Source organism: Pseudomonas sp. p50(2008), from assembly GCF_015351605.1.
Lineage (GTDB): Bacteria > Pseudomonadota > Gammaproteobacteria > Pseudomonadales > Pseudomonadaceae > Aquipseudomonas.
Window position 1 is genome coordinate 863,500 of sequence record NZ_JACMYF010000001.1, and the last position, 25,642, is coordinate 889,141.

Here is a 25,642-nt window from a genome sequence, read left to right on the forward strand (position 1 = left end):
AACAGAAAAACCGCATTTGCCGATTGGGGGCTGCTTCGCAGCCCAACGGGGTGGTGCGGCATTCCGATAAATCCCCTCGCCACAGGAACCTGCAAGTCCTTTGATTTTCCTCTGCCCTAGATTCCATCATGCCCGCCAACCACTTCAACACCCACTGCCCCGACTGGGCGACTGCTCTGCTCAACGGATTCAGTCAGATCTTCCTCCAGCGCCATCCGCTGTGCGGTCTGCTGTGCCTGCTCGCCATTCTCTTTACCGCGCCCACCCTGCTCGGCGGCGCGCTGCTGGGTGGCGTCGCCGGATTGCTCACCGCGCAACGTCGCGGTTACGCCAAGGCCGATCGCCAGGCTGGGCTGTTCAGCTACAACGGTGTCCTGCTCGGTTTATTGCTGAGCCTGTATTTCCCCTGGTCAGCGCTGTTACCCCCGCTGATCATCGCCGCAGGCGGGCTGAGTGCGATGGTCACTCAACAGTGGCTCAAACGCGCGCGCTTCAGCCAATACCTGCCGGCCTACACGGCGCCCTTCGTGGGCCTGGGCTGGTTGCTGCTGTGCTTCGCCACGCCATCGACCACCGCGCACCTGATCGAAATCAACACGCAGAACATGCTCGCCGCACCGTTCAAAGGCCTCGGCCAGGTGATGTTCCTCGGTCATCCACTGGCCGGCGCGATGATTGCGACGGGTTTGCTGATCGCTGATCGCCGCGCGTTTTGCTGGGCGTTGCTGGCGTCTGTCGCGGGCATGGGCTGGAGCCTGCTGCACCACGACTTCTATACCGCCTTGATCGGCCTCGGTGGCTACAACGCCGTGCTCGCCGCCCTCGCCTTCAGCTCACAGCGCGAAAAACCCTGGTTACCGCTGGCCGGTATCGCCACGGCGCTGTTGCTCACGCCGGTGTTTGCCACCCTTGGTCTGCCGACGCTGACCGCGCCGTTCATCCTCGCTTGCTGGCTAATCCGCTCGGTTGTTCAAATGCGCCGCAAAACCTCTGTTGCCCATACGCCTTGCGCTCTGGAGGAGAATCAACCTAGGCTTCGCTGATCATTGGTTCAGGCGGTATCCATGGACAGCAGCAGAAACTGGCGTGAAGAGCTTTACGTCATGGTTTTCCAGAGCGACACCAAGGCAGGACGGCGCTTCGACGGCATTTTGCTGTTGATCATCCTCGCCAGCATTGTGATTGTGATGCTCGACAGCATCGACTCGATCCACCAGAACTACGCCAACGTGCTGGCGTATATCGAGTGGGGCTTCACAATCATTTTCGCCATCGAGTATGGCTTGCGGTTGTATTGCTCCCCCAAGCCGTTGCGCTATGCCTTCAGCTTTTACGGGTTGGTGGATTTGCTGGCAATCGTGCCCGGCATCCTCGCGCTGTACTACGCCGACGCGCAGTACCTGCTGATCATCCGGATCATTCGGATGCTGCGGATTTTCCGCGTGCTCAAGCTCAGCCCCTACCTCAAGCAAGCCAACTACCTGATGTCGGCGCTGCGCGGCAGCAAGCAGAAGATCGTGGTGTTCCTGGTCAGCGTGTGCACGCTGGTGACCGTGTTCGGCACACTGATGTACGTGATCGAAGGCCCGGAGCATGGCTTTACCAGCATTCCAAAAGGCATCTACTGGGCCATCGTGACGCTGACCACCGTGGGCTTTGGCGACATCGTGCCGAAGACGCCCTTGGGCCAGGTGATTTCGTCGCTGGTGATGATCACCGGCTACTCGATCATTGCCGTACCGACAGGGATTTTCACCGCTGAACTGGCCAACGCCATGCGCGGGGAACAGCTGCAACACGACTGCCCGGTGTGCAAGAAAAACAGCCACGAAGCGGGCGCCGCGTTTTGCTCGCGGTGCGGCAATCAACTGTTCAAGAAAATGGAATAAGCAAAGAGCTTTTTAATCTTTAAAGGACTATTCGGCTCCCGTTATAGTCGCTGGCAAATTGCCTCACTTTTAATAAAAAACAACTTTTCGAACAAGGAATGCGCAGTGAAAAAAATCTTTGGCGCCTCGCTTCTGGCTGCTGGCCTGGCTCTGACCAGCATGGCTCAGGCCGCTCCGACCCTGCTTAACGTTTCCTACGACGTGATGCGCGATTTCTACAAGGACTACAACACTGCCTTCCAGAAACACTGGCAGGCCGAGCACAACGAAAACATCACCCTGCAGATGTCCTTCGGCGGCTCCAGCAAACAGGCGCGCTCGGTCATCGACGGCCTGCCGGCTGACGTCATCACCATGAACATGGCCACCGACATCAATGCCCTCGCCGACAACGGCAAACTGGTCCCGGACAACTGGGTTACCCGCCTGCCGAACAACAGCGCACCGTTCACCTCGGCCACCGTGTTCATCGTCCGCAAGGGCAACCCGAAAGCCCTGAAAGACTGGCCGGACCTGCTCAAGGATGGCGTGCAAGTCATCGTGCCAAACCCGAAAACCTCGGGTAACGGGCGCTACACCTACCTTTCGGCCTGGGGTTATGTGCTGAAAAACGGCGGTGACGAGAGCAAAGCCAAAGACTTCGTCGGCAAGCTCTTCAAGCAAGCGCCTGTACTGGACACCGGCGGCCGTGCAGCCACGACCACCTTCATGACCAACCAGATCGGCGACGTGCTGGTGACCTTCGAAAACGAAGCGGAAATGATTGCCCGCGAGTTTGGTCGCGAACAGTTTGAAGTCATCTACCCAAGCGTCTCCGCCGAAGCCGAGCCGCCCGTGTCGGTGGTCGACAAAGTCGTCGACAAGAAAGGCACCCGCGCCGCCGCCGAGGAATACCTGAAATACCTGTGGTCCCCGCAAGGCCAGGAAATTGCCGCGGCCAACTACCTGCGCCCGCGTGACCCGGCGGTGCTGGCCAAGTACACCGATCGTTTCCCGAAAGTGGACTTCCTGTCGGTCGAGAAGACCTTCGGCGACTGGCGCACCGTGCAGAAAACTCACTTCAATGATGGTGGGGTGTTTGATCAGATCTACAGCGGTCAGTGATCGCTGAGCGGTAACGAAAAGGCGACCTGAGAAGGTCGCCTTTTTTTGCGGGCTCTAAAAGTGTACAGCCCCCCTGTGGGAGCAAAGCGAGGTGCCTGCGAAGAACTCCGGCTCTATCAAGGAATGACCGCCTCAACCTCAATCTCGATCAGCCACTGCGGCAATGACAGCCCACTGACGATGATCCACGAAGACGCGGGTGGATTGTCCGGGAACCGTTCCAGCAATACGCGGGTGATCTGATCCTGTTCATCTCGCACAGATTCGGCGATGTAGATCCGCATCATGACCACGTGGGACAGGTCTCCGCCGGTCCCGGCCAGGATGCTTTGGATATTCTCGAAGGCTTTCACCGTTTGCCCGTAGAGGCCTGTCGCAACGGTACGCTCCTGCTCATCAACGCCCACCTGACCCGACAACAGCACGCGACGCCCACTGCTCACCTCAACCGCCTGACTGAAGCCGTATTGGAGCGAGTTGAAGACGGTTGACGGGTTGATCGTTGTTATCGGCATGGAAAACTCCCTGTTGGTTGAACGAACCGAGGAAGCTAAACCAGCGTCGTTTCAGGGTCCATGGGAAACACTACGGCTGCAATATCTGGACATGTAACAACCGAAAACAACGGCGTTTTGTGGCGAGGGAGCTTGCTCCCTCGCCTCAGATTTAGCCGTTACGCTTGAGGGTCGATGTTGTCCAGCGCGCGGTTCACTGCGAGTTCGGCCAGCATGACGATCTGCGCAATGCCCAGTAGTGCGTTGCGGTAGGGCCCGTGTAGAAACCCTGCCAGATCACTGGCCATGACATTCGCCGAGGCCAGGGATTCGCAGGCGTGGGCCAGCAAGGTTTCGGTGTCGATATCGGGCGCGATCGTGAACAGGGGGGTGGGTTTGCGGGGGGTGTCAGTGCTTTTTTGGCCGCCGGATTTCAGGTAATCCTGAAGGGTGTCATGGGGAGAGTCAGTGGGAATGCCGGAGTGGATTGAAGCGTCGGGGGTTGTGCTTTCGCCGTCTGATTCCGGGGGGTTGGGGGTTGGTTTGAACATGGTGATGCTCCTGGTTAACCGAAGGAGCCGCCAACATCACTTGCAGATGATGGGTGGCAGCTATGCGCGGGTCTGCAAGACCGGGAAACCAGGAACCCGGCAGACCCGAAGGTCTCCCGCGCAAAGCCGCCATTCTAGCGGACACAAACAAGTGTCCTTATGGCATCGCTGTGCGACTGGTATTCCGGCGGGCTTGCAGACCCGATCACTGATGAGCAGTGACGGAAAGCAAGCTACGGAAGGTGTCCAAGGCGCACAAGCCGGCGGATTCTGAAGTAGTTGTAGGCAACGACGCAAGGTGACGTAGCCTCCTGCCTACACGCAAATGATGCGATGTTTTTCAGACCGCCATCGCGAGCAGGCTCGCTCCTACAATAAATAGTCGCCAGACACGCAATTGTGCCTGCACCACAGACCCACTGTAGGAGTGAGCCTGCTCGCGATGAGGCCAGTACAATCACTATCACTGTTGACTGTTAAAACGCCATCGCGAGCAGGCTCGCTTGTACGCAATCAAATCTTCTTTGCTCCTACAGAGGTTGAGCGCTATGGCCTACATCGGCGGTGTAACACCGTCCTTGCCGGCCGAGATCAATTGAGCCGTTAACGTGCCGTTAGCGCTTTGGGTGACGAAGGTTACGATCTTCCCCTCCACTTTCTGCTGACTCCAATCCCCCGGAAACCCTATTCACAACAAATCGAGAAGCAAGAAGATAAGCACGCTATCGAACAGGATGTAAGTGAATGTATCATCAAGCCTCGAAATCAATCCGCAACTGGGCAGCACTCATTCCGCAAGGGAATGATCACTATTAGTCCAACCACTCTTCCGCCGTTTCAGCCTGCCGCTTAGCCTGCATGCAGTCCCCTATTGTTCAGCGAGACACGTTATGAATCCAGCGACCTCAGTGCCCACCGGCACGGCGACAATGACCCGAGGCATGGTGCTGCTTTTCGCCTTTTGCTGCGGCGCGATTGTGGCCAACATCTACTACGCCCAGCCGATCATCGGCCTGATCGCACCGGACATCGGCCTGACCAGCACCATGGCCAGCCTGATTGTTTCGCTGACCCAGATTGGCTACGCGTTGGGCCTGTTCTTCCTCGTCCCGTTGGGCGATCTGCTGGAAAACCGCCGGCTGATGATCATCACCACGCTGGTGGCGATAGCCAGTTTGCTGGGCGCGGCGTTTACGGATCAGCCGAACGTGTTCCTGTTGATTTCATTGCTGGTGGGGTTCAGTTCGGTGTCGGTGCAGATTCTGATTCCACTGGCGGCGCACCTGGCACCGGAAGAAACCCGCGGACGTGTGGTCGGCGGGATCATGGGCGGTTTGTTGCTGGGGATTCTGCTGGCGCGACCAGTGTCCAGCGTGGTGGCTGACCACTTCGGCTGGCGGGCAATGTTTGTCATTGCGGCGGTGTTGATGGCGGCTATCAGCCTTGTGCTGGCCCTGACCATCCCCAAGCGTGAGCCTGATCACAGCGCCACCTATGGTCAGCTATTGGGCTCGCTCTGGACACTGCTGCGGACACAACCGGTGCTGCGTCAGCGTGCTTTCTACCAGGGCTGCATGTTCGCGACCTTCAGCCTGTTCTGGACCGCCGTGCCGCTGGAACTGACGCGCAATCACGGTTTGTCGCAAACCCAGATTGCGATTTTTGCTCTGGTCGGGGCTATCGGCGCCATCGCGGCCCCCATAGCTGGACGGCTGGCAGACGCGGGTCATACCCGTATCGCCTCTCTGCTGGCGCTGGTGTTCGCCAGCCTGAGCTTTCTTCCGGCCTTCATCCACCCGGTCTACAGCGTCATCGGTCTGGCGGTGACGGGCGTAGTGCTCGACTTCTGTGTGCAGATGAACATGGTGCTTGGCCAACGTGCGGTCTACGCACTCGACGCCAAGAGCCGCAGTCGCCTGAATGCGCTGTACATGACCAGCATCTTTATTGGCGGCGCGTTCGGCTCTTCGGTAGCCAGTGCGGTGTACGAGCATGGCGGCTGGTTGTGGATCGTGATTGTCGGCAGCGCGTTTGCGCTGCTGGCGCTGGTGCGGTTCTTGAGTGTTTCGCAGAGGGGGTCGCTGGCAGCGGCCTAACCCTTAAAACGCATGGCGGGCGACGCGGAGTTCCAGTCAGAAGCCGCTTCCATTATTTAATGGGGTGCCCGTCAATGCAGTCCAACAAGCGTTCGACCGTGTGCTCCAGCGGCCCGGAATTGTCGATCACGCACAACGCCGGATCGTGCTCTGCGAGCAGGTGTTCACTGAAACGCGCATTGCGTGCCAATCGTGCGTCAATCTCGTCGACCGATTCACGTCCCCGCACCAGCAAGCGCTGGCGCAGCACGGTTTGGTCCACGGTTAGTAACAGCACCAGCAGGTTCGGATAACGCAGGCGCGTCGCCGGCAAATGACCGCGGGAGCCATTGACCAGCACGTCGTGCCCCGCTGCCAGCCAATCGTCGATGTCACGTGGAATGCCATACGCCAGGCCATTGGCGCGCCAGCTAAGGGCAAATCCGCCCTGCGCCTCGATCGCCAGGAATTCCTCCAGGCTGACGCCTAGTGCCGCCTCCCCCACGGCTTCCGCCGAGCGGGTGATGACGCGCCGCACAACGCGACAGCCGCGCTCGGCCAAAGGCGCTCGTGCGGCATCCAGCAGGCTGTCCTTGCCCGAACCTGAAGGTCCGATGAGATAGATCATCCTGCCCGCCATCAAAACACCCTCTTCGTTTATCGCCGCGCATGTTGAACGACGCTGGGGGTGTACCCGATCAATACGTATACCCGAAACTTTTCCAGCAGGAACAAGAAGGGAACCTCAGAGGTACGCATACTTTTGTGGCGAGGGGATTTAGCGAAACGTCGCACCGCCCCGTTGGGCTGCGAAGCAGCCCCAAAAGCCGCAACCCAGGTGTATCAGGTACACCGCGCACTCTGATTTCACGACTGCTGCGCAGCCGAACGGGGACAAGTCCCCTCGCCACGAATGTATGCGCAGCGCTTTTATCTATGTATCACTGTCCGAATTGACGCCCCAAACCACCCGGCACGCCATGGATATCGGTATCTTCCCAAGGCCCGTTCGGGCTGATCGAGCGGCTCCAGCCGTTGTTCCACCGATAGTAAGTGCGCTGGCGATAGAACGTGTTGGTCTGATCATCCAGCACATAGACGCCTAGCTTGGCATCCCAGTGACTGTTACCACCCGGTGGCGGCGCGAAGCTTGCGGACGTGCGCGGCAACGGTTTTGCAGGCTTGGCCGGAATGCTCGGCTTGCTCGGCGTTGGCGACGTCGAGGGCGTCGGGCTGGGCTGCGAGGGCGGGATCGGTGGCAGCGGCGTTTGCGTTGGCTCCGGCCGCTGGACCGCACATGCGCTTAACCCCATGACCATGGTGATGAGGGTGATACGAGCGATGGCGATCATAGGCGCTTCCTTTGTTGTCCCGGACTGCTATTTGTCCGGACTGTCGATGGTCAGTTTTTGCGGCGCAGTGCTGCTGCTGGCCAGAGGCTGGCTGCGACCGACCCATTCACCGGCAGTTGGTTGGCCGGCGCGGGAAATGCGCGCAACCAGTTGGACTTCAGGGAAGTTCGACAGTTTCAACTGCGGCATCATTGCGTCGGCATCACCCAACTCGACAGTTACCGGCAAGTCGGCAACGGTCAGACGCTTGGCAGCCAGGGGTGCCGGCGGCCCCGACGTAGCGCGGGCGAAGATGAACACGCTGTCCCCCGGTTGAACTTTCGCCTTGAGCGCTGGCGCGAGGTCAACGGTGACTTTCAGCAGCGCTGGCGCTTTGGCCACAGGTGCCTGGGCGACTTTGCCGCCACTGGCTTCAAGTTTCTCGGTAGCCCGGGCGATCCCGCCTTCCAGTGCGCCGCGAGAATTGTCCTGTGCAGGCAACTGGGCAAGCAGGCGGTTCCAGTAATCGATGGCGTCCTGATATCGCTCGCTTTCGAAGGCAGCGATACCCAGCAGACCGAGGCTGGTGACTTCCTTGGGATCGGCTTTCAACGCTTCGTCGGTCAGGGCCTGAACCTTGTCTGACCACTTTTTACCGTCGGCGAAATACTGGGCCTGTGCCCATTGGCCAAGCAACTCGGGCTGCCGGCCGGCCAGGTTCACGGTGCGCTCGAACATCTTCGCAGCGTCGCCGGGACGGTCCTGGGCCATGTAGGTACGGCCCAGGAAGTACATGCCTTCGGCCGAATCCGGCTGAGCCGCGACGGCACGCTCCAGGCGAAGGGTCATTTCTTCCATCGATTTCGGCGCCTGCGCGAACTCGCGCGTCAGCTCGACTTTGTCGCTGGCACCAAAATGCAGGTACAAGCCAAGGCCCAGCACCGGCACCAGAATCGCCGCCAGCAATGGCAATGGTTTGCCCAGCCGCGATACGCGCGGTGCCGCAACGCCCTCGGTGTCGGCCAGCAATTCACGAGCCGCTTCGGCGCGACCGGTGTCCATTTGCGCGGCATTGAGCACGCCCTCTTCCTGCTGAGTCTGCAACTCAGCCACGCGCTCTTGGTACAACGCGACGTTCAGGGCCGTACGATCCTCTTCAAGCTGGGCACGACGGCCACGCAACACAGGGATCAACAGAAAACTCAGGGCAACCAGAAGCAGCAGACCTGCAGCAAGCCAGAAATCAATCATTCTTGGTTTTTATCCAACAGGTGGTCGAGGCGCTCGCGCTCCTCGGCAGATAGCGAGTCCGGGGCGTCAGTGCGCTGGACGCGGCGACGACGGACAATCACGAAGATGATCACAAAACCGCCCAGCAACAAGCCGGCGGGACCGAACCAGAGCAGCGCGGTCTTGGCATTCAAGGCCGGTCTGTAGCGGACGAAATCACCATAGCGATCGACCATGAAGTCGATGATCTGCTGATTGTCCTTGCCCTCGCCGAGCATGCGGAAAATCTCTTTGCGCAGGTCGGCGGCGATCGGTGCGTTGGAATCGGCGATGTCCTGATTCTGGCACTTGGGGCAGCGCAGTTCCTTGGTCAGTTCGCGAAAGCGCTCACGGTCGCCTTCTTTGGCGAACTCGTAGGTGTCGATGGCGGCGTGGGCCACGCCCGCCATGCACAACCCAAGAACGGCAGCGGCAATCCAGCGCTTCATGGCTTGGCCTCATCGACCAGCGCCTGATACTTGGCTGCCAGTTTTTCGCGCCAGACCTGCTCATCGATCACACCGACGAACTTGTCGCGGATGATGCCCTTGGCGTCGATGAAGAAGGTTTCCGGTGCGCCGTACACACCGAGGTTCAGGCCCAACGTGCCTTCATCGTCACGGATGTCCAGCTGATACGGATTGTGGAACTCTGCCAGCCACTTCAAGGCGTCAGCGTTGACGTCCTTGTAGTTGATGCCGTAGATCACCACGCCCTGTTCGGCGAGCTTGTTCAACACCGGGTGCTCTACCCGGCAGGAGATGCACCAGGTGCCCCACACGTTGACCAACGCCGGTTTGCCCAGAATATCCGCCTTGGTCAGGGTTTTATCGCCCTGCACTGCGGGCAGGGAAAACTCCGGGAACGGCTTGTTGATCATCGCCGACGGTAACTCGGCCGGGTCCAGGTACAGGCCTCGGTAAAGGAAAACAGCCACCACCAGAAAAATCGCCAGTGGCAACAGCATCAACCAACGTCTCATGCCGTAGCTCCTGTCATGCCCAGTGCTTCACGCACGCGGCTTTTCACCTTGACCCGGTAACGGCGATCCATTGCCGCCAGCAATCCGCCGAACCCGGTCAGCAGCCCGCCGAACCAGATCCAGCGCACGAACGGTTTGACGTGAACCCGCACAGCCCAGGCACCATCGCCCAACGGTTCGCCGAGTGCGACGTAGAGGTCACGGGTGAACCCGGCGTCGATCCCGGCTTCGGTCATCACCGAGTTCTGCACGGTGTAGAGGCGTTTTTCCGGGTGCAGCACGCTGATTTCCGTGCCGTTGCGGATGACCCGCACCGTGCCTTTGTCGGAGGTGAAATTCGGACCTTCGAAGTGCTTGGCGCCTTCGAACACGAACTGATACCCGGCCAGGTCCATGGACTCGCCCGGTGCCAGGCGCAGGTCGCGCTCGGCGCTGTTCTGGCTCGACAGCACGACACCCAGGGCGCATACGGCGATACCCAGGTGCGCAATCTGCATGCCCCAATAGCTGCGGGTCAGTGTCGGCAAACCCTTGATCAGGCCTTTGTGACGTGTTTTGTCGAAGATGTCCCGTACGCCCGCCAGCAACACCCAGGCAGCGAGCATGAACGTCGCGATCACCGCCCAATTGAAATCGCCATAAGCGATACCGGCGACCACGGCCAACGCGGCGCTACCCAGCAACACCGGGGTCAGCATGCCCACCAGCCATTTGACCGGGGTGTCCTTCCAGCGCACCAGCATGCCGACGGCCATCACGACCATCAGCAACGCCATCAACGGGATAAACAACGCATTGAAGTACGGCGGACCCACCGACAACTTGGCACCGGTCATCGCGTCGAGAATCAACGGGTACAGGGTCCCGAGCAGGATCATCGAAGCCGCGACCACCAGCACCAGGTTGTTGCCCAACAACAGCGTTTCCCGGGACCACAGGTTGAAGCCGACCTGGCTCTTCACTACCGGCGCGCGCAGGGCGAACAGCGTCAGGGAGCCACCTACCACGAACAGCAGGAAGATCAGAATGAACACGCCACGCTCAGGGTCGGACGCGAAGGCATGCACCGACGTCAACACGCCGGAACGCACGAGGAACGTACCTAGCAGGCTCAGCGAGAAGGCCGCGATGGCCAGCAGCACCGTCCAGCTTTTGAACACGCCACGTTTTTCCGTGACCGCCAACGAGTGAATCAGCGCGGTCCCCACCAGCCAAGGCATGAAGGAGGCGTTTTCCACCGGGTCCCAGAACCACCAGCCGCCCCAGCCGAGTTCGTAGTAGGCCCACCAGGAACCCAGCGTGATACCGATGCCGAGGAAGGCCCAGGCGACAATGGTCCACGGACGGGACCAGCGCGCCCAGGCCGCATCAAGGCGGCCGCCCAGCAGCGCGGCGATGGCAAATGCGAATGCCACGGAGAACCCGACGTAGCCCATGTAGAGCATCGGCGGGTGAACGATCAGGCCGATGTCCTGCAGTAAGGGGTTAAGGTCACGACCGTCTGTTGGAATCTGCGGCAGGATACGGGCGAACGGGTTGGAGGTGAGGATCAGGAACAGCAGGAAACCCGTGCTGATCATGCCCATCACGGCCAATACCCGGGCCAGCATCACTTGCGGCAACTGCCGGGAGAACACCGACACCGCGAATGTCCAGGCGCCGAGGATCAACGCCCAGAGCAGCAACGAACCTTCGTGCGCGCCCCAGACAGCGCTGAACTTGTAGTACCACGGCAATGCGCTGTTGGAGTTGCTGGCGACGTAATCCACAGAGAAGTCGTCAGTCATGAACGCGTAGGTCAGGCAACCGAACGCAAACGCCAGAAAGGTGAACTGGCCCCACGCGGCCGGCTGGGCCAGGCTCATCCACAGACGATCACCGCGCCAGGCGCCGAGCAACGGGACGCTGGACTGAACCAGCGCGAAACACAGCGCCAGGATCATCGCCAATTGACCCAGTTCAGGGATAAAGATCGCAGAAGTCATCTATTAACCCTCTTTCGCAGGAGTAGGTGCCGACATGCCACTGTCTTTCAGGGCTTTGGTGACTTCCGGCGGCATGTACTTCTCGTCGTGCTTGGCCAGTACTTCATCCGCCACCACGACGCCCTCCGCATTGAGCTTGCCCAGGGCCACGATGCCCTGCCCTTCCCGGAACAGATCAGGAAGGATGCCGCGGTAGCTGATGGTCACGGTTTTGTTGAAGTCGGTGACGTTGAATTTAACGTCCAGCGAGTCGCCGGAACGTTGCAGCGAACCTTTCTCGACCATGCCGCCCGCGCGAATACGCGTGTCCAGCGGGGCTTCACCGCTGGCGATCTGGGTGGGGGTGTAAAACAGGTTGATGTTCTGCTGCAGGGCGCTCAGCGCCAGGCCAACGGCAGCGCCGACACCGACCAGAATCGCGAGAATGATGATAAGACGCTTTTTGCGCAGCGGATTCACTTGCCGTTCTCCCGGCGCAGACGACGCGCCTCTTGTTGCAGATACCGCTTGCGGGCCAGGATCGGCGCCGCCACGTTAAGGGCCAGTACCGCCAGGCAGATGCCATAGGCCGACCAGACATACAGGCCATGATGGCCCATGGCGATGAAGTCGCCGAATGAAGCAAAACTCATCGAGCGGCCTCCAGGCTGTTCTGCACTTCGGCCTTTACCCAACTGGCGCGGGATTCGCGCTTGAGCACTTCAAGGCGCATGCGCAGCAACAGCACCGCGCCGAAGAAACAGTAGAAACCCAGCACCGTCAGCAGCAGCGGCAGCCACATTTCAGCGGGCATTGCCGGTTTTTCGGTGAGCGTAAAGGTCGCGCCCTGGTGCAGGGTGTTCCACCACTCCACCGAGTACTTGATGATCGGAATGTTGATCACGCCGACAATCGCCAACACCGCACACGCCTTGGCGGCACTGTCACGATTGCTGATGGCATTGCCCAGCGCAATGAGACCGAAGTACAGAAACAGCAGAATAAGCATCGACGTAAGTCGTGCATCCCAGACCCACCACGACCCCCAGGTCGGTTTACCCCAGATCGCGCCGGTGACCAGCGCCACGGCGGTCATCCAGGCACCGATGGGCGCGGCGCATTGCAGGGCAACGTCGGCCAGTTTCATCTTCCAGACCAGCCCGACGATACCGCACACAGCCAGCATCACGTAGACGGACTGGGCCAGCATGGCGGCCGGGACGTGGATGTAGATGATGCGAAAGCTGTTGCCTTGCTGATAGTCAGGCGGCGCAAAGGCGAGGCCCCACACGACGCCGACGCCGGTCAGCAGCAACGCCGCGACGCTCAGCCACGGCAGCATTTTGCCGCTGATGCCGTAGAACCATTTGGGTGAGCCGAGCTTATGAAACCAGGTCCAGTTCATTACTGTTTCCATCACGGTTGCTGCTCGCCATCACGAGCAGCCAAGGGTCTTTACTGATCAATTTCTGACCAGACCTCATTATTCGCCGACGCTGATCTTCAGGCCAGCAGCTATTGCAAAGGGTGTCAGTGTTATCGCCAGGGCGGTCAGGCTACCAAGCCACAAGAGATAACCGGTCGCCGGCATGCCCTGCAGTGCCGCCTGCAAAGCGCCACTGCCAAGAATCAATACCGGGATGTACAGCGGAAGAATCAGCAGCGCCAGCAACAGGCCGCCACGCTTGAGTCCCACGGTCAACGCTGCGCCCACCGCACCGAGCAGGCTCAGTACCGGTGTACCCAGCAATAAAGAAAGCAGCAACACGGGCAGACAGGCGGCAGGCAAACCGAGCATCAACGCCAGCAATGGCGCGAGCAATACCAGTGCCAGGCCAGAGAACGCCCAGTGTGCCAGCACCTTGGCCAAAACCAGAAGAGGCAGGGGGTGCGACGAAAGGACCCACTGCTCAAGCGAACCGTCTTCGAAATCACTGCGGAAAAGCCCGTCCAGCGAGAGCAAAACCGATAAAAGGGCTGCTACCCAGACCAGTCCCGGAGACAAGGTTTGCAACAATTGAGACTCGGGTCCGACCGCCAAAGGGAACAGCGCAACGACGATTGCAAAGAAAACCAACGGATTGGCCAACTCCGCAGGGCGGCGAAACAGCAAACGGGCTTCGCGGGCCACCAACAGGCCGAAAACACTCATACGGCCCAGTTCCCCAGATCAATGTCGCGATAACCGGCCGGCATTCGGCTCAGTGTGTGGTGAGTTGTCAGCACCACCATGCCGCCGCGCTCACAGTGGGCAGCCAGGTGTTCTTCGAGTTGGGCCACGCCCTGTTTATCAAGCGCGGTGAAAGGCTCATCCAGAATCCACAGCGGCGGGCTGTCCAGGAACAACCGGGCCAGCGCCACCCGGCGTTGCTGGCCGGCGGACAGCGTATGGCAGGGAACGTCCTCGAAGCCGCGCAGCCCGACCGCGTCCAGTGCTTGCCAGATGGCGTCATGGGTAGCCGGCTGATGCAGCGCGCAAAGCCAGCTCAGGTTCTCTTCCGGCGTCAGCAGGTCCTTGATCCCGGCGGCATGGCCGATCCACAACAGGTTGCGCGCCAGCTCGTTGCGTTGTTCGTTGAGCGGCTGGCCGTTGAGCAGCACTTGACCGGCAGTCGGCTGCATCAAGCCTGAGAGCAGCCGCAGAAGACTGGTCTTGCCACTGCCGTTGGGGCCACTGATCTGCACCATTTCGCCACTGGCCAGTCTCAATTCGAGATTTTCGAAGAGCAGCCGAAGGTCTCGCTCACAGGCAAGGGCAACGGTTTGCAGGACAGGACTGGTCAAGAGATTACGGGCCTTTACGGTTCAAGTCGGCGGTATTGCGGCCGCTAAAGAGAATGCAGGATAGATGCATTGGCGGCCCGTCATAGAGAGCTGGGTCAAACATTTGCAATGTTTTCAGCGCCCCGAAGACGACGGGGCGGCATTATACATGCCATCTCCTACTCTAAAGAGTGCAATTTCCTCAGGTTGTGACCGCGTATGACAGGCGAAATGAACATCCTCCCGCTCCCGCAGAACTCACCGGCGACTTCGCGTCCCCAGGGGTCCAGCGGCGAACTGCTGAAGCTGTTGACCCCCATGGAGGGTTTGATCTCGGCCGGTCAATCCGCCAATGCCGAGGTGCTGTCGCTCAAGCAGGCGGATCAGGCGTTTCAACTGCTGCTGAAGATCACCCTGGCCAACGGTCGCCAGACCACCCTTCAAGCGACCAGCGCACAGCCGTTGCCCCAGGGCAGCAACCTGGCGATTACCCAACCCTCGGCCGGCAATCTGGCCATCACGCTGCAACAGGCCATTGCCTCAAACGCTGCCAGCCTCACGCGCCTCGATACCGCGCAACTGCCGGCGGGCACCTTGTTGCAAGGTAAAGTCCTGACCTCCCAGGTGATGCCGCAGGTCCCTGGCCAGCCAACAGTGTTCCGTTCGATGGTGAGCCTGCTCAATACCGCGCTCAGCGGCAGCACCCTGAGCATCGATAGCCCGACGCCATTGCGCATCGGGACGTTACTGAGCGCCTTGGTTCAGGACAGCCAGACCCTGAAATTCGTCCCGCTGAGCAATCGCTCGGAGCAATTGGCGGTCACGCAACAACTGGCCAGCCAAACGAGCCGGCAAGGCTCGCTCGATGGCCTGCTCAAACTGCTGCAGAACCTGCCGGATTCGGGGCAAACCTCCAGTGACCTGCGAGCGGCCGTGGACAAATTACTGGCCGGTCTCCCGGACATTCATCAATTGAGTAGCGCCAAAGGCCTGGCTTTGGCATTGGCCAACAGCGGCGTGTTCCTCGAGTCGAAACTGCTGACCGGGCAAAATCCGACACTCGCGCCCGACATGAAAGGCGATCTGCTCAGGCTTATCGCCCAACTCACTCCAGGCCTGGCGTCCAACACCAATCTCAACGCGATTATCGCCGCCAATACCCTTGCCCAGGCGATGCCGAGCTTTGTGCGTAACGCCCTCGGCATGCTCGGCCAGGTCAGTGCCAAGCCGTCGCCGACCAGTTTCCCTGTGCCCGAACGCCTCCTGAAAAGCGGCGATGGCGAGGACGACCTCGAACACCTGCTGCGTCTGGCGGCGGCGGCGGTCTCGCGCTTGCAAAGCCATCAATTGTCGAGTCTGGAACAGACCGGTGTTACCGCCGATGGACGGTTGATGAGTACCTGGCAGCTGGAGATTCCGATGCGCAACCTGCAGGACATCGTGCCGCTGCAAGTCAAATTCCAGCGCGAAGACGCCCCGGAGAAAGAGCAACCGAAAGAACGTCCCGAGGAGCGCCAGCCCAAGCAACAACTCTGGCGCGTCGAGCTGGCGTTCGATATGGAGCCACTCGGGCCATTACAGGTCCAGGCACAGCTGATCAGTGGCAGCCTGTCCAGCCAGCTTTGGGCTGAGCGGCCCTACACCGCCAGTCTGATCGAAAACAATCTGGTCGCCCTGCGTAAACGTCTGCTGGACTCGGGGCTTAACGTCGGCGACATCGATTGCCACCTCGGCACACCCCCCCAAGGCCCCCAAACCCGTCTCGAACAACGCTGGGTCGACGAAAACGCATGAAAACCTCCACCGCCCCGCGCCAGGCCATCGCGCTCAAATACGACGGCACTCACGCCCCTACCCTCACGGCCAAAGGTGACGATGCACTGGCCGAGGCCATTTTGAAGCTTGCCCGTGATTATGAGGTGCCCATCTACGAGAACGCCGAGCTGGTGAAGCTGCTGGCGCGGATGGAATTGGGGGAAAGCATTCCGGAGGAGTTGTACCGCACGATCGCCGAGATCATTGCGTTTGCGTGGACGCTGAAGGGGAAGTTTCCGGCGGGCCACGATCCGGATGCGCCTGCGGTAGAGAAAGACATCACCGATCGCGGGGATGATTATTGATGGGGTGTGGCACAAAAAAGATCGCAGCCTCGTTTCACTCGACAGCTCCTACAAGGTGTACGCCATCTTCAATGCAGGAGCTGTCGAGTGAAAGGAGGCTGCGATCTTTTGATCTTTTGATCTTTCAGTTCTTGTGCAACTTGCTCATCAATTCCGCCTCAGCCTGGGTCAAGCCGCAGGATTGGGTCAGTTCATCGACGCTGGCCCCCATTCCCACCAGGCGAGCTGCCTGGGCAAATGAGAGGCTCGAGGGGTCGCGCTGTTCGAGTGAAGCAAGCTTGTCCGGCAAGGGCCCGACCACCGCACGCAATTCCTGCAGTTCCTGGCCCATGCGCACGTTACCGTCCTGGTAATTCTCAACACGCCGGATCAGGTCCTTGATGCGCTGATCGCGCAGCGCATCGCCTTGCACCTGTTGCGCGGCGAGTTGCTTTTGCGCGCGAATGTAGGCCAGGAACATTGCCAGCGTGCCTGCCCAGAAAAGGAACAGGACAATGACCGCTACCTCAAGAATCAATCAGATGTTCTCCAGGTCCGACCATTCTTCTTCGCTCATCATCTTGTCGAGCTCGACCAGGATCAGCAGTTCGTTGTTCTTGTTGCACACGCCTTGAATGAACTTGGCGGACTCTTCATTACCAACGTTCGGCGCGGTTTCGATTTCCGACTGACGCAGGTACACCACTTCGGCCACGCTATCGACCATGATCCCGACGACTTGCTTGTCGGCTTCAATGATAACGATACGGGTGTTGTCGCTGATCTCGGCGTTCATCAGGCCGAAGCGCTGACGGGTGTCGATCACGGTGACCACGTTGCCGCGCAGGTTGATGATGCCGAGCACGTAGCTTGGGGCACCCGGTACCGGGGCGATTTCGGTGTAGCGCAGGACTTCCTGAACGCGCATCACGTTGATGCCGTAGGTTTCATTGTCCAGCTTGAAGGTTACCCATTGCAGGATCGGATCTTCGGAACCCTTTGCAGCTGTTGCCTTGTCATTCATACCCTGACCCTCAAAAAACCGCCCTGGCGGTGTGTGTTCCGTGCAGCGGCCCTTGATGGACCGTCACCTGTTTGTTATGTCGGTTTGTGAGCGGGCTTTTTCCCGCCCATGTGCTTGGCTCCACCGCTGGCGATCAGTTCGGCCAGTTCGGAGACATCGAGCAACGCACACATGTGTTCAATCACTGTTCCGGCCAGCCAGGGGCGCTGGCCCCGGTTGCTGCGCCATTTGATTTCATTCGGGTCCAGGCGCAACGAGCGACTGACCTGATGCACGGCCAGTCCCCATTCGTACCCCTGAACCGAAATCACGTACTGCAAGCCCTGGCGGAAATCGTCGCGATAGCGGTCGGGCATCACCCAACGCGCGGTATCGAGGACTTTCAGATTGCCGGCCTGGCTCGGCAATATGCCGAGGAACCACTCTGGCTGACCGAACAGCGGTGTCAGTTCGTGACCTTCCAGCGAGTAGATCGAACCCAGGCACACCAGCGGCACGGCCAGTGTCAATCCGGCGACATCGAACAACAGGCATTCGAATGGCTCGGCAGCCCAGGATGGGCGACCGTCGGATGCCACAGGTGGTGGCGTAGTGCCGGGCGGCAGGTGGACCTCGACGACCGGTGGCACCAGGGTTTGTAGAAGCGGGGCGATGGTCGATACGGGTGCCAGAACCGGAGCCAGTGCTTCGACGACCATCACCGGCGCTTTTTTTACCTCTGGTTCGGAAACGGCAGTGGATGGCTGCGCATCGCGGGCCTGTTCTTCGAGCACGGCGGCCTGGAACTCATCCAGCGCAGCTTCAACCTCGACAGCTTCGACAACCTCGATGACGTCGGCGAGCGCTTCGACCTGCGCAGGCAACTCTTCGGTCGCATCCTGCAGCAAGCTGTCCAGATAGGACTGCAATGCCATTTGCGGGCGCGACGTGAGCTTGACCGGCCGATTCACTGACACACCCCCACTGCGGCAGCTCCTACAGGGATTGGGTTCATTCAGGCCACCGCCGGTACAAGTTGCTGCGCCAACAGGTGTTTGAGCAACGAGCGGTACGCGAGAACACCGCGGCTCTTGCCGTCGAACTGTGAAGGCGTCAGACCGGCACGGCTGGCGTCGCGCAAACGTGTATCGACCGGGATATAGCCTTGCCAGATTTCTTCCGGGTACATGTCGCGCAGCACTCGCAGTGTGCCAAGGGACGCCTGGGTACGGCGGTCGAACAAGGTCGGCACGATACTGAAAGGCAGCGGTTGTTTGCGTGAACGGTTGATCATCGCCAGGGTGTTGACCATGCGTTCAAGGCCTTTGACGGCCAGATGCTCGGTCTGCACAGGAATCACCAATTGCTGGCTGGCAGCAAGGGCATTGACCATCAGCACACCCAGCAGCGGCGGGCTGTCGATCACGGCGTAATCAAAGTCCTGCCACAGCTGCGCCAGACTCTTGGCGATCACCAGGCCCAAACCACTCTGCCCCGGCGACTGACGCTCAAGGGTTGCCAGTGCGGTGCTTGAGGGCAACAGCGAAATGCTCTCATGGCTGGTCGGTAACAGCAGTTGCCCAGGCAACCCCGCCGGAACGCTGCCCTTGTGCAGGAACAGGTCGTAGCAGCTGTGTTCCAGGCTGTCGGGGTCGTAGCCGAAATAGCTGGTCATAGAGCCGTGGGGATCGAGATCGACCACGACCACGCGCTTGCCTGCCTCGGCCAGCAACCCGGCTAAAGCAATGGAGGAAGTGGTTTTACCAACACCACCCTTTTGATTGGCGACTGCCCAGACTCTCATTCAGATTGTTCCTCCCGGCCGAAAATGCCGACCGAGAAATAGCTCAGCGTATTAATGCGGGTGACGGAGAATTGACGGCGCTCTCTCGTCCCGGCGGCTTGACCGGTGCAGGTGCAGTTTGTGTGCCAGCCCGCTTCAATGCGGCATCCGGCTGTGCATTGGCGGTTCCGGTGCTGGTGAGGCTGCGACGTACATCAAGATTTCGTGAAACCACCAAGACCACGCGACGGTTGCGCGCACGCCCCTCTGCCGTAGCGTTGTTGGCCACCGGCTGGAATTCGCCATAACCCACCGAGGCCAGGCGACCCGGGTTCACGCCCTGCATCGCCAGCATGCGCACAATGCTCGCCGACCGAGCGGAAGACAGCTCCCAATTGGTCGGGTATTGCGCGGTACGGATCGGTTGATCGTCGGTAAAACCTTCAACATGAATCGGGTTATCGAACGGCTTCAGGATCACCCCGACCTTGTCGATGATGCTGAAGGCCACGTCGCTGGGCATGGCGTCGCCGCTGCCAAACAACAGGCTGGAGTTGAGTTCGATCTCGATCCACAACTCGTTGCCACGCACGGTCATCTGATTGGAGCTGATCAGATCGCCGAACGCCGCACTGATGTCATCGGCGATGCTTTTCAGCGGATCGTTGGCGGCTTGAGCGATACCGGCGTCGACCTGCTCGCTGTCCTTGACCAGCGGCTTGGCCGGGGTCACTGACCTGGGCCGTTCATCGCCGATAGGGATGGGTTTCAGGGACCGGTCGGCATCGTTGAAGACGCCGATCAACGCCTCGGAAATCACCTTGTACTTGCCTTCGTTAATTGAAGAGATCGAGTACATGACCACGAAGAACGCGAACAGCAACGTAATGAAGTCGGCGTAGGAAACGAGCCAGCGTTCATGGTTTACGTGTTCTTCAGGTTGTCGGCGACGAGCCATCGTCCATGTCTCCCATCAATCCATGAAGCCCTGAAGCTTCAACTCGATAGAGCGAGGGTTTTCACCTTCGGCGATCGACAGAATGCCTTCAAGCAACATTTCGCGATAACGCGACTGTCTTAAGGCGATGGCCTTGAGTTTCGCAGCGATCGGCAGCAACACCAGGTTGGCACTGGCCACGCCGTAAATGGTGGCGACGAAGGCGACGGCAATGCCGCTGCCCAGTTGCGACGGATCGGCCAGGTTGCCCATGACGTGGATCAGGCCCATGACGGCGCCGATAATGCCGATGGTCGGCGCGTAGCCACCCATGCTTTCGAAGACCTTGGCGGCTTCTATATCTCGGCTTTCCTGGGTGTAGAAATCCACTTCCAGGATGCTGCGAATGGCTTCCGGTTCGGCCCCATCCACCAGCAGTTGCAGGCCCTTGCGCGAATAATTGTCCGGCTCGGCATCGGCCACCCCTTCCAGTCCGAGCAAGCCTTCCTTGCGAGCGGTCAGGCTCCAGTTGACGACGCGATCAACGCCGCCGGCCAGGTCCACGCGAGGCGGAAAAAGAATCCAGACCAGAATCTGCATGGCACGCTTGAAGGCACTCATCGGCGACTGCAACAGCGCCGCACCGACGGTGCCGCCGATGACGATCAACGCCGCCGGGCCGTTAGCCAGCGCGCCGAGGTGGCCGCCTTCAAGGTAGTTGCCGCCAATGATGGCAACGAACGCCATGATGATCCCGATGAGGCTTAGAACGTCCATCAGATGCACGCCTCGACCAGGTGCTTGCCAATTTCGTCCAGGCCATACACCGCGTCGGCGAGTTCAGCTTTGACGATGGCCATCGGCATGCCGTAGATCACGCAACTGGCTTCATCCTGAGCCCAGATCGAGCTACCACCCTGTTTAAGCAAGCGCGCCCCTTCACGGCCATCGGCGCCCATGCCGGTCAGTACCACCGCCAGAACTTTGTCACCGTAGGACTTGGCCGCAGAACCGAAGGTGATGTCCACACAGGGCTTGTAGTTCAGACGCTCGTCACCCGGGAGGATTTTCACCGCGCCACGGCCGTCGATCATCATCTGCTTGCCGCCCGGTGCCAACAACGCCAGGCCCGGACGCAGGATGTCGCCATCCTCTGCTTCCTTGACGGTGATGCGGCAAAGCTTGTCCAGACGCTCGGCGAACGCCTTGGTGAACGCGGCGGGCATGTGCTGAATCAACACGATGGGTGCCGGGAAGCTGGCCGGCAATTGGGTCAAGACGCGCTGCAAGGCCACCGGCCCGCCAGTGGACGTGCCGATGGCGACCAGTTTGTAGGCTTTGCGTTTGGGTGCGGGCGACGACGGCGCAGACGATGCCGGTGCGGGAGTACGAATTGGAATCGGTGCCGGACGTGCAGGCGCACTGCTGCCGTAACTACCCACGCTCGAAGGCGCAGTTGGCGCAACGGGAGCGACGACGGGGGCTGGCGCGCTGTAGGTGGCGGCACGGCGATTACTGCGCGAGATGGTATGGATCTTCTCGCACAGCAGTTGCTTGACCTTGTCCGGATTACGCGAGATGTCCTCGAAGTTTTTCGGCAGGAAATCCACCGCGCCAGCGTCGAGTGCATCCAGGGTGACCCGGGCGCCTTCGTGCGTCAGCGAGGAGAACATCAACACCGGCGTCGGGCAGCGTTGCATGATGTGCCGCACTGCCGTGATGCCGTCCATCATTGGCATCTCGTAGTCCATGGTGATCACGTCTGGCTTGAGGGCCAGCGCCTGGTCGATCGCCTCTTTTCCGTTGGTCGCCGTACCGACGACCTGGATGTTCGGATCCGCTGAAAGAATTTCCGAGACGCGGCGGCGGAAAAAACCCGAATCATCCACCACCAGGACTTTGACTGCCATAAACACTCCGTTAGACGGAGCGAGGCTCAGTCGCCCCGCTCCACCAGAATCAAATACGCCGTGTGGCGTAACGCTTGAGCATGCTCGGGACATCGAGAATCAGCGCAATGCGACCGTCACCAGTGATGGTGGCGCCCGACATGCCCGGGGTTCCCTGGAGCATTTTGCCCAATGGCTTGATGACCACTTCTTCCTGGCCCACCAGCTGATCGACGACGAAGCCGATTCGCTGTGTACCTACCGAGAGGATCACCACGTGGCCCTCGCGCTGCTCTTCATGAGCGGCGGAAGCGACCAGCCAGCGCTTGAGGTAGAACAGTGGCAGTGCCTTGTCGCGCACGATCACCACCTCCTGACCGTCGACCACGTTGGTGCGCGACAGGTCGAGATGGAAGATCTCGTTGACGTTCACCAACGGGAAGGCGAACGCCTGATTGCCCAACATGACCATCAGCGTCGGCATGATCGCCAGGGTCAATGGGACCTTGATGACAATCTTCGAACCCTGGCCCTTGGCCGAGTAGATGTTGATCGAACCGTTGAGCTGGGAAATCTTGGTTTTCACCACGTCCATTCCCACGCCACGGCCCGACACGTCGGAGATCTCGGTTTTGGTCGAGAATCCCGGCGCGAAAATCAGGTTGTAGCACTCGGTGTCGCTCAGGCGATCGGCCGCATCCTTGTCCATCACACCGCGCTTTACCGCGATGGAACGCAGGACATTAGGGTCCATGCCTTTGCCGTCATCGGAGATCGACAGCAGGATATGGTCGCCTTCCTGCTCCGCCGCCAGGATCACTTTGCCGCCCCGGGACTTGCCCGATGCTTCGCGTTCTTCCGGCGATTCGATACCGTGGTCGACGGCGTTGCGCACCAAGTGGACCAGCGGATCGGCCAGGGCCTCGACGAGGTTCTTGTCGAGGTCGGTTTCTTCGCCAACCAGTTCCAGGTTGATCTCTTTCTTGAGCTGGCGAGCCAGGTCGCGAACCAGGCGCGGGAAACGCCCGAAGACTTTCTTGATCGGTTGCATCCGGGTCTTCATGACCGCGGTTTGCAGGTCAGCGGTGACCACATCGAGGTTCGACACCGCCTTGGACATGGCCTCATCGGCGCTGTTGGCGCCGAGTCGGACCAGGCGGTTACGCACCAGTACCAGTTCGCCAACCATGTTCATGATTTCATCGAGACGCGCGGTATCGACCCGCACGGTGGTCTCGGCTTCGCTGGCGGGCTTATCCGCCGGCGGAGCAGCTTGAGCTCGAGCAGGAGCGGCCTTCGCGACTTCGGCTTTTGGCTCGGGAGCTTTGGCAACCGGCTTGGGGGCTGCAGCCTTGGCGACCGGCGTGGCGACCGATGCACTGGCGCCGGTAGCGGTACCGACTTCAGTGAACTTGCCTTTGCCGTGCAATTCGTCGAGCAGCGCTTCGAACTCGTGATCGGAGATCAGATCACTGCCCACTGCGGCGGCAGACGGAGCGGCCGGCACAGGCGCCGAAGCAATCGCCGACTCCAGCGCTTCGACCGCAAAGTTGCCCTTGCCGTGGAGCTGGTCCAGCAGTGCTTCAAATTCTTCGTCGGTGATATCGGAACTATCGCCTGCCGCTTTAGGAGCCGCGGGCGCAGGGGGAGCCGCTGGTGGAACCACGGCATCGACGGCGAACTGGCCTTTACCGTGCAACTGATCGAGCAATGACTCGAACTCGGCATCGGTGATTTCATCGCTGGTCGCGCCAGCGTTGCTGACAGGTGCCGGAACAACAGGCGCGGCCTCGGCCTGCGCCTTGACGGCATTCAGGGAGTCCAGCAGCTGTTCGAATTCGTTGTCGGTAATGTCACCTGAATCGCTTTCAGCAACCGGTGCCACGTCGACAACCGGCACCGCTTCGTCGGACGACTGCGGTTCAGCCAGACGGGCCAGTGCCGCCAGCAGTTCAGGCGTGGCAGCCGTGATCGGGCTGCGCTCGCGGACTTCAGTGAACATGCCGTTCACCGCGTCCAGTGCTTCGAGAACCACGTCCATCAATTCCGAGTCGACGCGACGTTCACCCTTGCGCAGGATGTCGAAGACGTTCTCGGCGATGTGACAGCACTCCACCAACTCGTTGAGCTGGAGGAAGCCGGCGCCCCCTTTTACAGTGTGAAAACCGCGAAAAATTGCATTGAGCAAGTCCGCATCATCCGGTCGACTTTCAAGCTCGACCAGCTGTTCGGACAGTAGCTCTAGAATCTCGCCGGCCTCAACCAGGAAATCCTGAAGGATCTCTTCATCGGCGCCGAAGCTCATTAATGGGGTGCTCCTACAGGTCTAAAATCCAAGGCTGGATAGCAAATCGTCCACATCGTCCTGACCGGACACAACGTCTTCTCTTTTATCGGCATGAATCTGCGGACCTTCACCCTGAGAGAGATGTTTTTGTGGATCTTTTTCAGCCAGCATCGCTTGACGGTCATGTTCGATGCCCGCAAAGCGGTCCACCTGACTGGCCATCAGCACGAGCTTGAGCAGGTTGCTTTCAACTTCGGTGACCAATTGAGTCACGCGCTTGATGACCTGACCGGTGAGGTCCTGGTAATCCTGAGCGAGCAGAATATCGTTGAGGTTGCTCGTTACGACGCGGTTGTCTTCGCTGCTGCGTGTGAGAAAACCGTCTACGCGCCGGGCGAGTTCGCGGAACTCCTCGGCACCGACTTCACGGCGCATGAACCTTCCCCAATCCGCGCTCAGCGCCTCGGCTTCATTGCCCAGGCTGGTGACCAGCGGCGTGGCGTTTTCAACGAGATCCATTGTGCGGTTGGCCGCCGCTTCGGTCAGCTTGACCACATACCCCAGACGTTCGGTCGCGTCCGTGATCTGCGAGACTTCCTCGGCCTGTGGCATGTTCGGGTCAATCTGGAAATTGACGATCGCGCTATGCAACTCGCGAGTGAGCTTGCCCACTTCCTGGTACAGGCCGCGATCACGGGTCTGGTTGAGCTCATGGATCAGTTGTACTGCGTCGCCGAACTTGCCTTTTTCAAGGCTTTCGACCAATTCGACCGCATGTTTTTTCAGGGTCGATTCGAAATCGCCCTGTGAAATTTCATTTTGCTCCATAGCTCCCCCGTGGCGCAGTTGCTCAACCAATGCGTTCGAAAATCTTTTCGATTTTTTCTTTTAACGCCTGGGCCGTGAAGGGCTTGACCACATAGCCGTTTACACCGGCCTGGGCTGCTTCGATGATCTGCTCGCGCTTGGCTTCAGCGGTAACCATCAGCACCGGAAGATGCTTGAGCCTTTCATCGGCGCGCACGTGGCGCAGCAGATCGATACCGGTCATGCCCGGCATGTTCCAGTCCGTTACCAGAAAGTCGATGCTGCCGCTGTTGAGGACCGGAATGGCAGTGGTGCCATCGTCAGCCTCGACCGTGTTGGTGAACCCAAGGTCACGCAACAGGTTTTTTATGATCCGCCGCATCGTTGAGAAGTCATCAACGATGAGGATTTTCAT

General features: G+C 59.8%; 29 protein-coding genes. 6 read left to right on the plus strand and 23 right to left on the minus strand.

Going from position 1 to position 25,642, the window contains the following annotated elements; genetic code table 11:
* Positions 1–128 precede the first annotated feature (128 nt).
* The 3 genes from H7698_RS03855 (at position 129) to H7698_RS03865 (ending at position 2,993) form a co-directional block, all read left to right on the plus strand.
* Positions 129–1,043, plus strand: a complete 915-nt coding sequence (locus H7698_RS03855; protein ID WP_162435954.1) for an urea transporter — start codon at positions 129–131, stop codon at positions 1,041–1,043.
* Positions 1,044–1,064: 21 nt separating this feature from the next.
* Positions 1,065–1,889 carry an ion transporter gene (locus H7698_RS03860; RefSeq protein WP_162435953.1) on the plus strand — a complete coding sequence of 275 codons (825 nt, stop codon included), beginning with the start codon at positions 1,065–1,067 and terminating at the stop codon, positions 1,887–1,889.
* Between the two features lie 105 nt (positions 1,890–1,994).
* Positions 1,995–2,993: a sulfate ABC transporter substrate-binding protein gene (locus H7698_RS03865; RefSeq protein WP_194690639.1), complete on the plus strand. Its 999-nt coding sequence runs from the start codon at positions 1,995–1,997 to the stop codon at positions 2,991–2,993.
* 116 nt (positions 2,994–3,109) lie between these two features.
* Here the strand turns inward: H7698_RS03865 and H7698_RS03870 are convergent, their stop codons facing one another.
* Both H7698_RS03870 and H7698_RS03875 read right to left on the minus strand, forming a co-directional pair.
* Positions 3,110–3,508, minus strand: a complete 399-nt coding sequence (locus H7698_RS03870; protein WP_194690640.1) for a RidA family protein — start codon at positions 3,506–3,508, stop codon at positions 3,110–3,112.
* Between the two features lie 158 nt (positions 3,509–3,666).
* The gene (locus H7698_RS03875) at positions 3,667–4,038 is read right to left on the minus strand and encodes a DUF6124 family protein (RefSeq protein ID WP_162435950.1); all 372 of its coding nucleotides are present in this window, start codon (positions 4,036–4,038) and stop codon (positions 3,667–3,669) included.
* Between the two features lie 890 nt (positions 4,039–4,928).
* Between H7698_RS03875 and H7698_RS03880 the strand changes: the two genes are divergently transcribed.
* The gene (locus tag H7698_RS03880) at positions 4,929–6,134 is read left to right on the plus strand and encodes an MFS transporter (protein WP_194690641.1); all 1,206 of its coding nucleotides are present in this window, start codon (positions 4,929–4,931) and stop codon (positions 6,132–6,134) included.
* A gap of 52 nt (positions 6,135–6,186) precedes the next feature.
* On the opposite strand, the gene phnN is transcribed toward H7698_RS03880, so the two are convergent.
* The 11 genes from phnN to ccmA form a co-directional block, all read right to left on the minus strand.
* Positions 6,187–6,753 (minus strand): phosphonate metabolism protein/1,5-bisphosphokinase (PRPP-forming) PhnN, encoded by a 567-nt coding sequence (gene phnN / locus H7698_RS03885; protein WP_194690642.1) that lies wholly within the window; start codon positions 6,751–6,753, stop codon positions 6,187–6,189.
* A gap of 301 nt (positions 6,754–7,054) precedes the next feature.
* Complete coding sequence (locus H7698_RS03890; protein ID WP_194690643.1) at positions 7,055–7,465, minus strand: hypothetical protein; 411 nt, start codon at positions 7,463–7,465, stop codon at positions 7,055–7,057.
* Positions 7,466–7,492: 27 nt separating this feature from the next.
* Positions 7,493–8,695 carry a c-type cytochrome biogenesis protein CcmI gene (ccmI, locus tag H7698_RS03895; protein ID WP_162435946.1) on the minus strand — a complete coding sequence of 401 codons (1,203 nt, stop codon included), beginning with the start codon at positions 8,693–8,695 and terminating at the stop codon, positions 7,493–7,495.
* On the minus strand, positions 8,692–9,162 hold the full coding sequence (locus H7698_RS03900; RefSeq protein ID WP_194690644.1) for a cytochrome c-type biogenesis protein: 471 nt from the start codon (positions 9,160–9,162) through the stop codon (positions 8,692–8,694). Before H7698_RS03900 ends, ccmI begins: the two co-directional genes overlap by 4 nt.
* Positions 9,159–9,695, minus strand: a complete 537-nt coding sequence (locus tag H7698_RS03905) for a DsbE family thiol:disulfide interchange protein (protein WP_162435944.1) — start codon at positions 9,693–9,695, stop codon at positions 9,159–9,161. The genes H7698_RS03900 and H7698_RS03905 overlap by 4 nt, the downstream gene beginning before the upstream one ends.
* Positions 9,692–11,680 carry a heme lyase CcmF/NrfE family subunit gene (locus H7698_RS03910; RefSeq protein WP_162435943.1) on the minus strand — a complete coding sequence of 663 codons (1,989 nt, stop codon included), beginning with the start codon at positions 11,678–11,680 and terminating at the stop codon, positions 9,692–9,694. Before H7698_RS03910 ends, H7698_RS03905 begins: the two co-directional genes overlap by 4 nt.
* A gap of 3 nt (positions 11,681–11,683) precedes the next feature.
* Entirely contained in the window at positions 11,684–12,139 is a 456-nt protein-coding gene (gene ccmE / locus H7698_RS03915; protein ID WP_194690645.1) for a cytochrome c maturation protein CcmE, read from the minus strand.
* Positions 12,136–12,312 (minus strand): heme exporter protein CcmD, encoded by a 177-nt coding sequence (gene ccmD / locus H7698_RS03920; protein ID WP_007980758.1) that lies wholly within the window; start codon positions 12,310–12,312, stop codon positions 12,136–12,138. Before ccmD ends, ccmE begins: the two co-directional genes overlap by 4 nt.
* A complete protein-coding gene (locus tag H7698_RS03925) occupies positions 12,309–13,064 on the minus strand; it encodes a heme ABC transporter permease (protein ID WP_162435941.1) in 756 nt (251 codons plus the stop codon). The genes ccmD and H7698_RS03925 overlap by 4 nt, the downstream gene beginning before the upstream one ends.
* A gap of 78 nt (positions 13,065–13,142) precedes the next feature.
* Positions 13,143–13,811: a heme exporter protein CcmB gene (gene ccmB, locus H7698_RS03930; protein WP_150582590.1), complete on the minus strand. Its 669-nt coding sequence runs from the start codon at positions 13,809–13,811 to the stop codon at positions 13,143–13,145.
* A complete protein-coding gene (ccmA, locus tag H7698_RS03935) occupies positions 13,808–14,443 on the minus strand; it encodes a cytochrome c biogenesis heme-transporting ATPase CcmA (protein WP_162435940.1) in 636 nt (211 codons plus the stop codon). Before ccmA ends, ccmB begins: the two co-directional genes overlap by 4 nt.
* A gap of 198 nt (positions 14,444–14,641) precedes the next feature.
* Here ccmA and fliK point away from each other — a divergent pair, with 198 nt between their 5' ends.
* Positions 14,642–16,216, plus strand: a complete 1,575-nt coding sequence (gene fliK / locus H7698_RS03940; protein WP_162435939.1) for a flagellar hook-length control protein FliK — start codon at positions 14,642–14,644, stop codon at positions 16,214–16,216.
* Positions 16,213–16,542 (plus strand): EscU/YscU/HrcU family type III secretion system export apparatus switch protein, encoded by a 330-nt coding sequence (locus H7698_RS03945; protein WP_162435938.1) that lies wholly within the window; start codon positions 16,213–16,215, stop codon positions 16,540–16,542. The genes fliK and H7698_RS03945 overlap by 4 nt, the downstream gene beginning before the upstream one ends.
* 124 nt (positions 16,543–16,666) lie before the next feature.
* Here the strand turns inward: H7698_RS03945 and H7698_RS03950 are convergent, their stop codons facing one another.
* From H7698_RS03950 to H7698_RS03995, 10 genes are all read right to left on the minus strand, one after another.
* On the minus strand, positions 16,667–17,059 hold the full coding sequence (locus H7698_RS03950; RefSeq protein WP_162435937.1) for a DUF2802 domain-containing protein: 393 nt from the start codon (positions 17,057–17,059) through the stop codon (positions 16,667–16,669).
* Positions 17,060–17,545: a chemotaxis protein CheW gene (locus tag H7698_RS03955; RefSeq protein WP_007946765.1), complete on the minus strand. Its 486-nt coding sequence runs from the start codon at positions 17,543–17,545 to the stop codon at positions 17,060–17,062.
* A gap of 74 nt (positions 17,546–17,619) precedes the next feature.
* A complete protein-coding gene (locus tag H7698_RS03960) occupies positions 17,620–18,495 on the minus strand; it encodes a CheW domain-containing protein (protein WP_194690646.1) in 876 nt (291 codons plus the stop codon).
* A gap of 44 nt (positions 18,496–18,539) precedes the next feature.
* Positions 18,540–19,328, minus strand: coding sequence for a ParA family protein (locus H7698_RS03965; RefSeq protein ID WP_162435935.1), 789 nt, complete (start codon positions 19,326–19,328; stop codon positions 18,540–18,542).
* A 43-nt stretch (positions 19,329–19,371) separates the two neighbouring features.
* Positions 19,372–20,265: a flagellar motor protein MotD gene (gene motD, locus H7698_RS03970; RefSeq protein ID WP_162435934.1), complete on the minus strand. Its 894-nt coding sequence runs from the start codon at positions 20,263–20,265 to the stop codon at positions 19,372–19,374.
* 15 nt (positions 20,266–20,280) lie between these two features.
* Positions 20,281–21,021, minus strand: coding sequence for a flagellar motor protein (locus H7698_RS03975; protein WP_045061205.1), 741 nt, complete (start codon positions 21,019–21,021; stop codon positions 20,281–20,283).
* A complete protein-coding gene (locus H7698_RS03980; RefSeq protein WP_194690647.1) occupies positions 21,021–22,154 on the minus strand; it encodes a protein-glutamate methylesterase/protein-glutamine glutaminase in 1,134 nt (377 codons plus the stop codon). The genes H7698_RS03975 and H7698_RS03980 overlap by 1 nt, the downstream gene beginning before the upstream one ends.
* A gap of 49 nt (positions 22,155–22,203) precedes the next feature.
* The gene (locus H7698_RS03985) at positions 22,204–24,438 is read right to left on the minus strand and encodes a chemotaxis protein CheA (RefSeq protein WP_194690648.1); all 2,235 of its coding nucleotides are present in this window, start codon (positions 24,436–24,438) and stop codon (positions 22,204–22,206) included.
* A 21-nt stretch (positions 24,439–24,459) separates the two neighbouring features.
* Positions 24,460–25,248, minus strand: a complete 789-nt coding sequence (locus tag H7698_RS03990; protein ID WP_162435931.1) for a protein phosphatase CheZ — start codon at positions 25,246–25,248, stop codon at positions 24,460–24,462.
* Between the two features lie 22 nt (positions 25,249–25,270).
* A complete protein-coding gene (locus H7698_RS03995; RefSeq protein ID WP_007975363.1) occupies positions 25,271–25,642 on the minus strand; it encodes a chemotaxis response regulator CheY in 372 nt (123 codons plus the stop codon).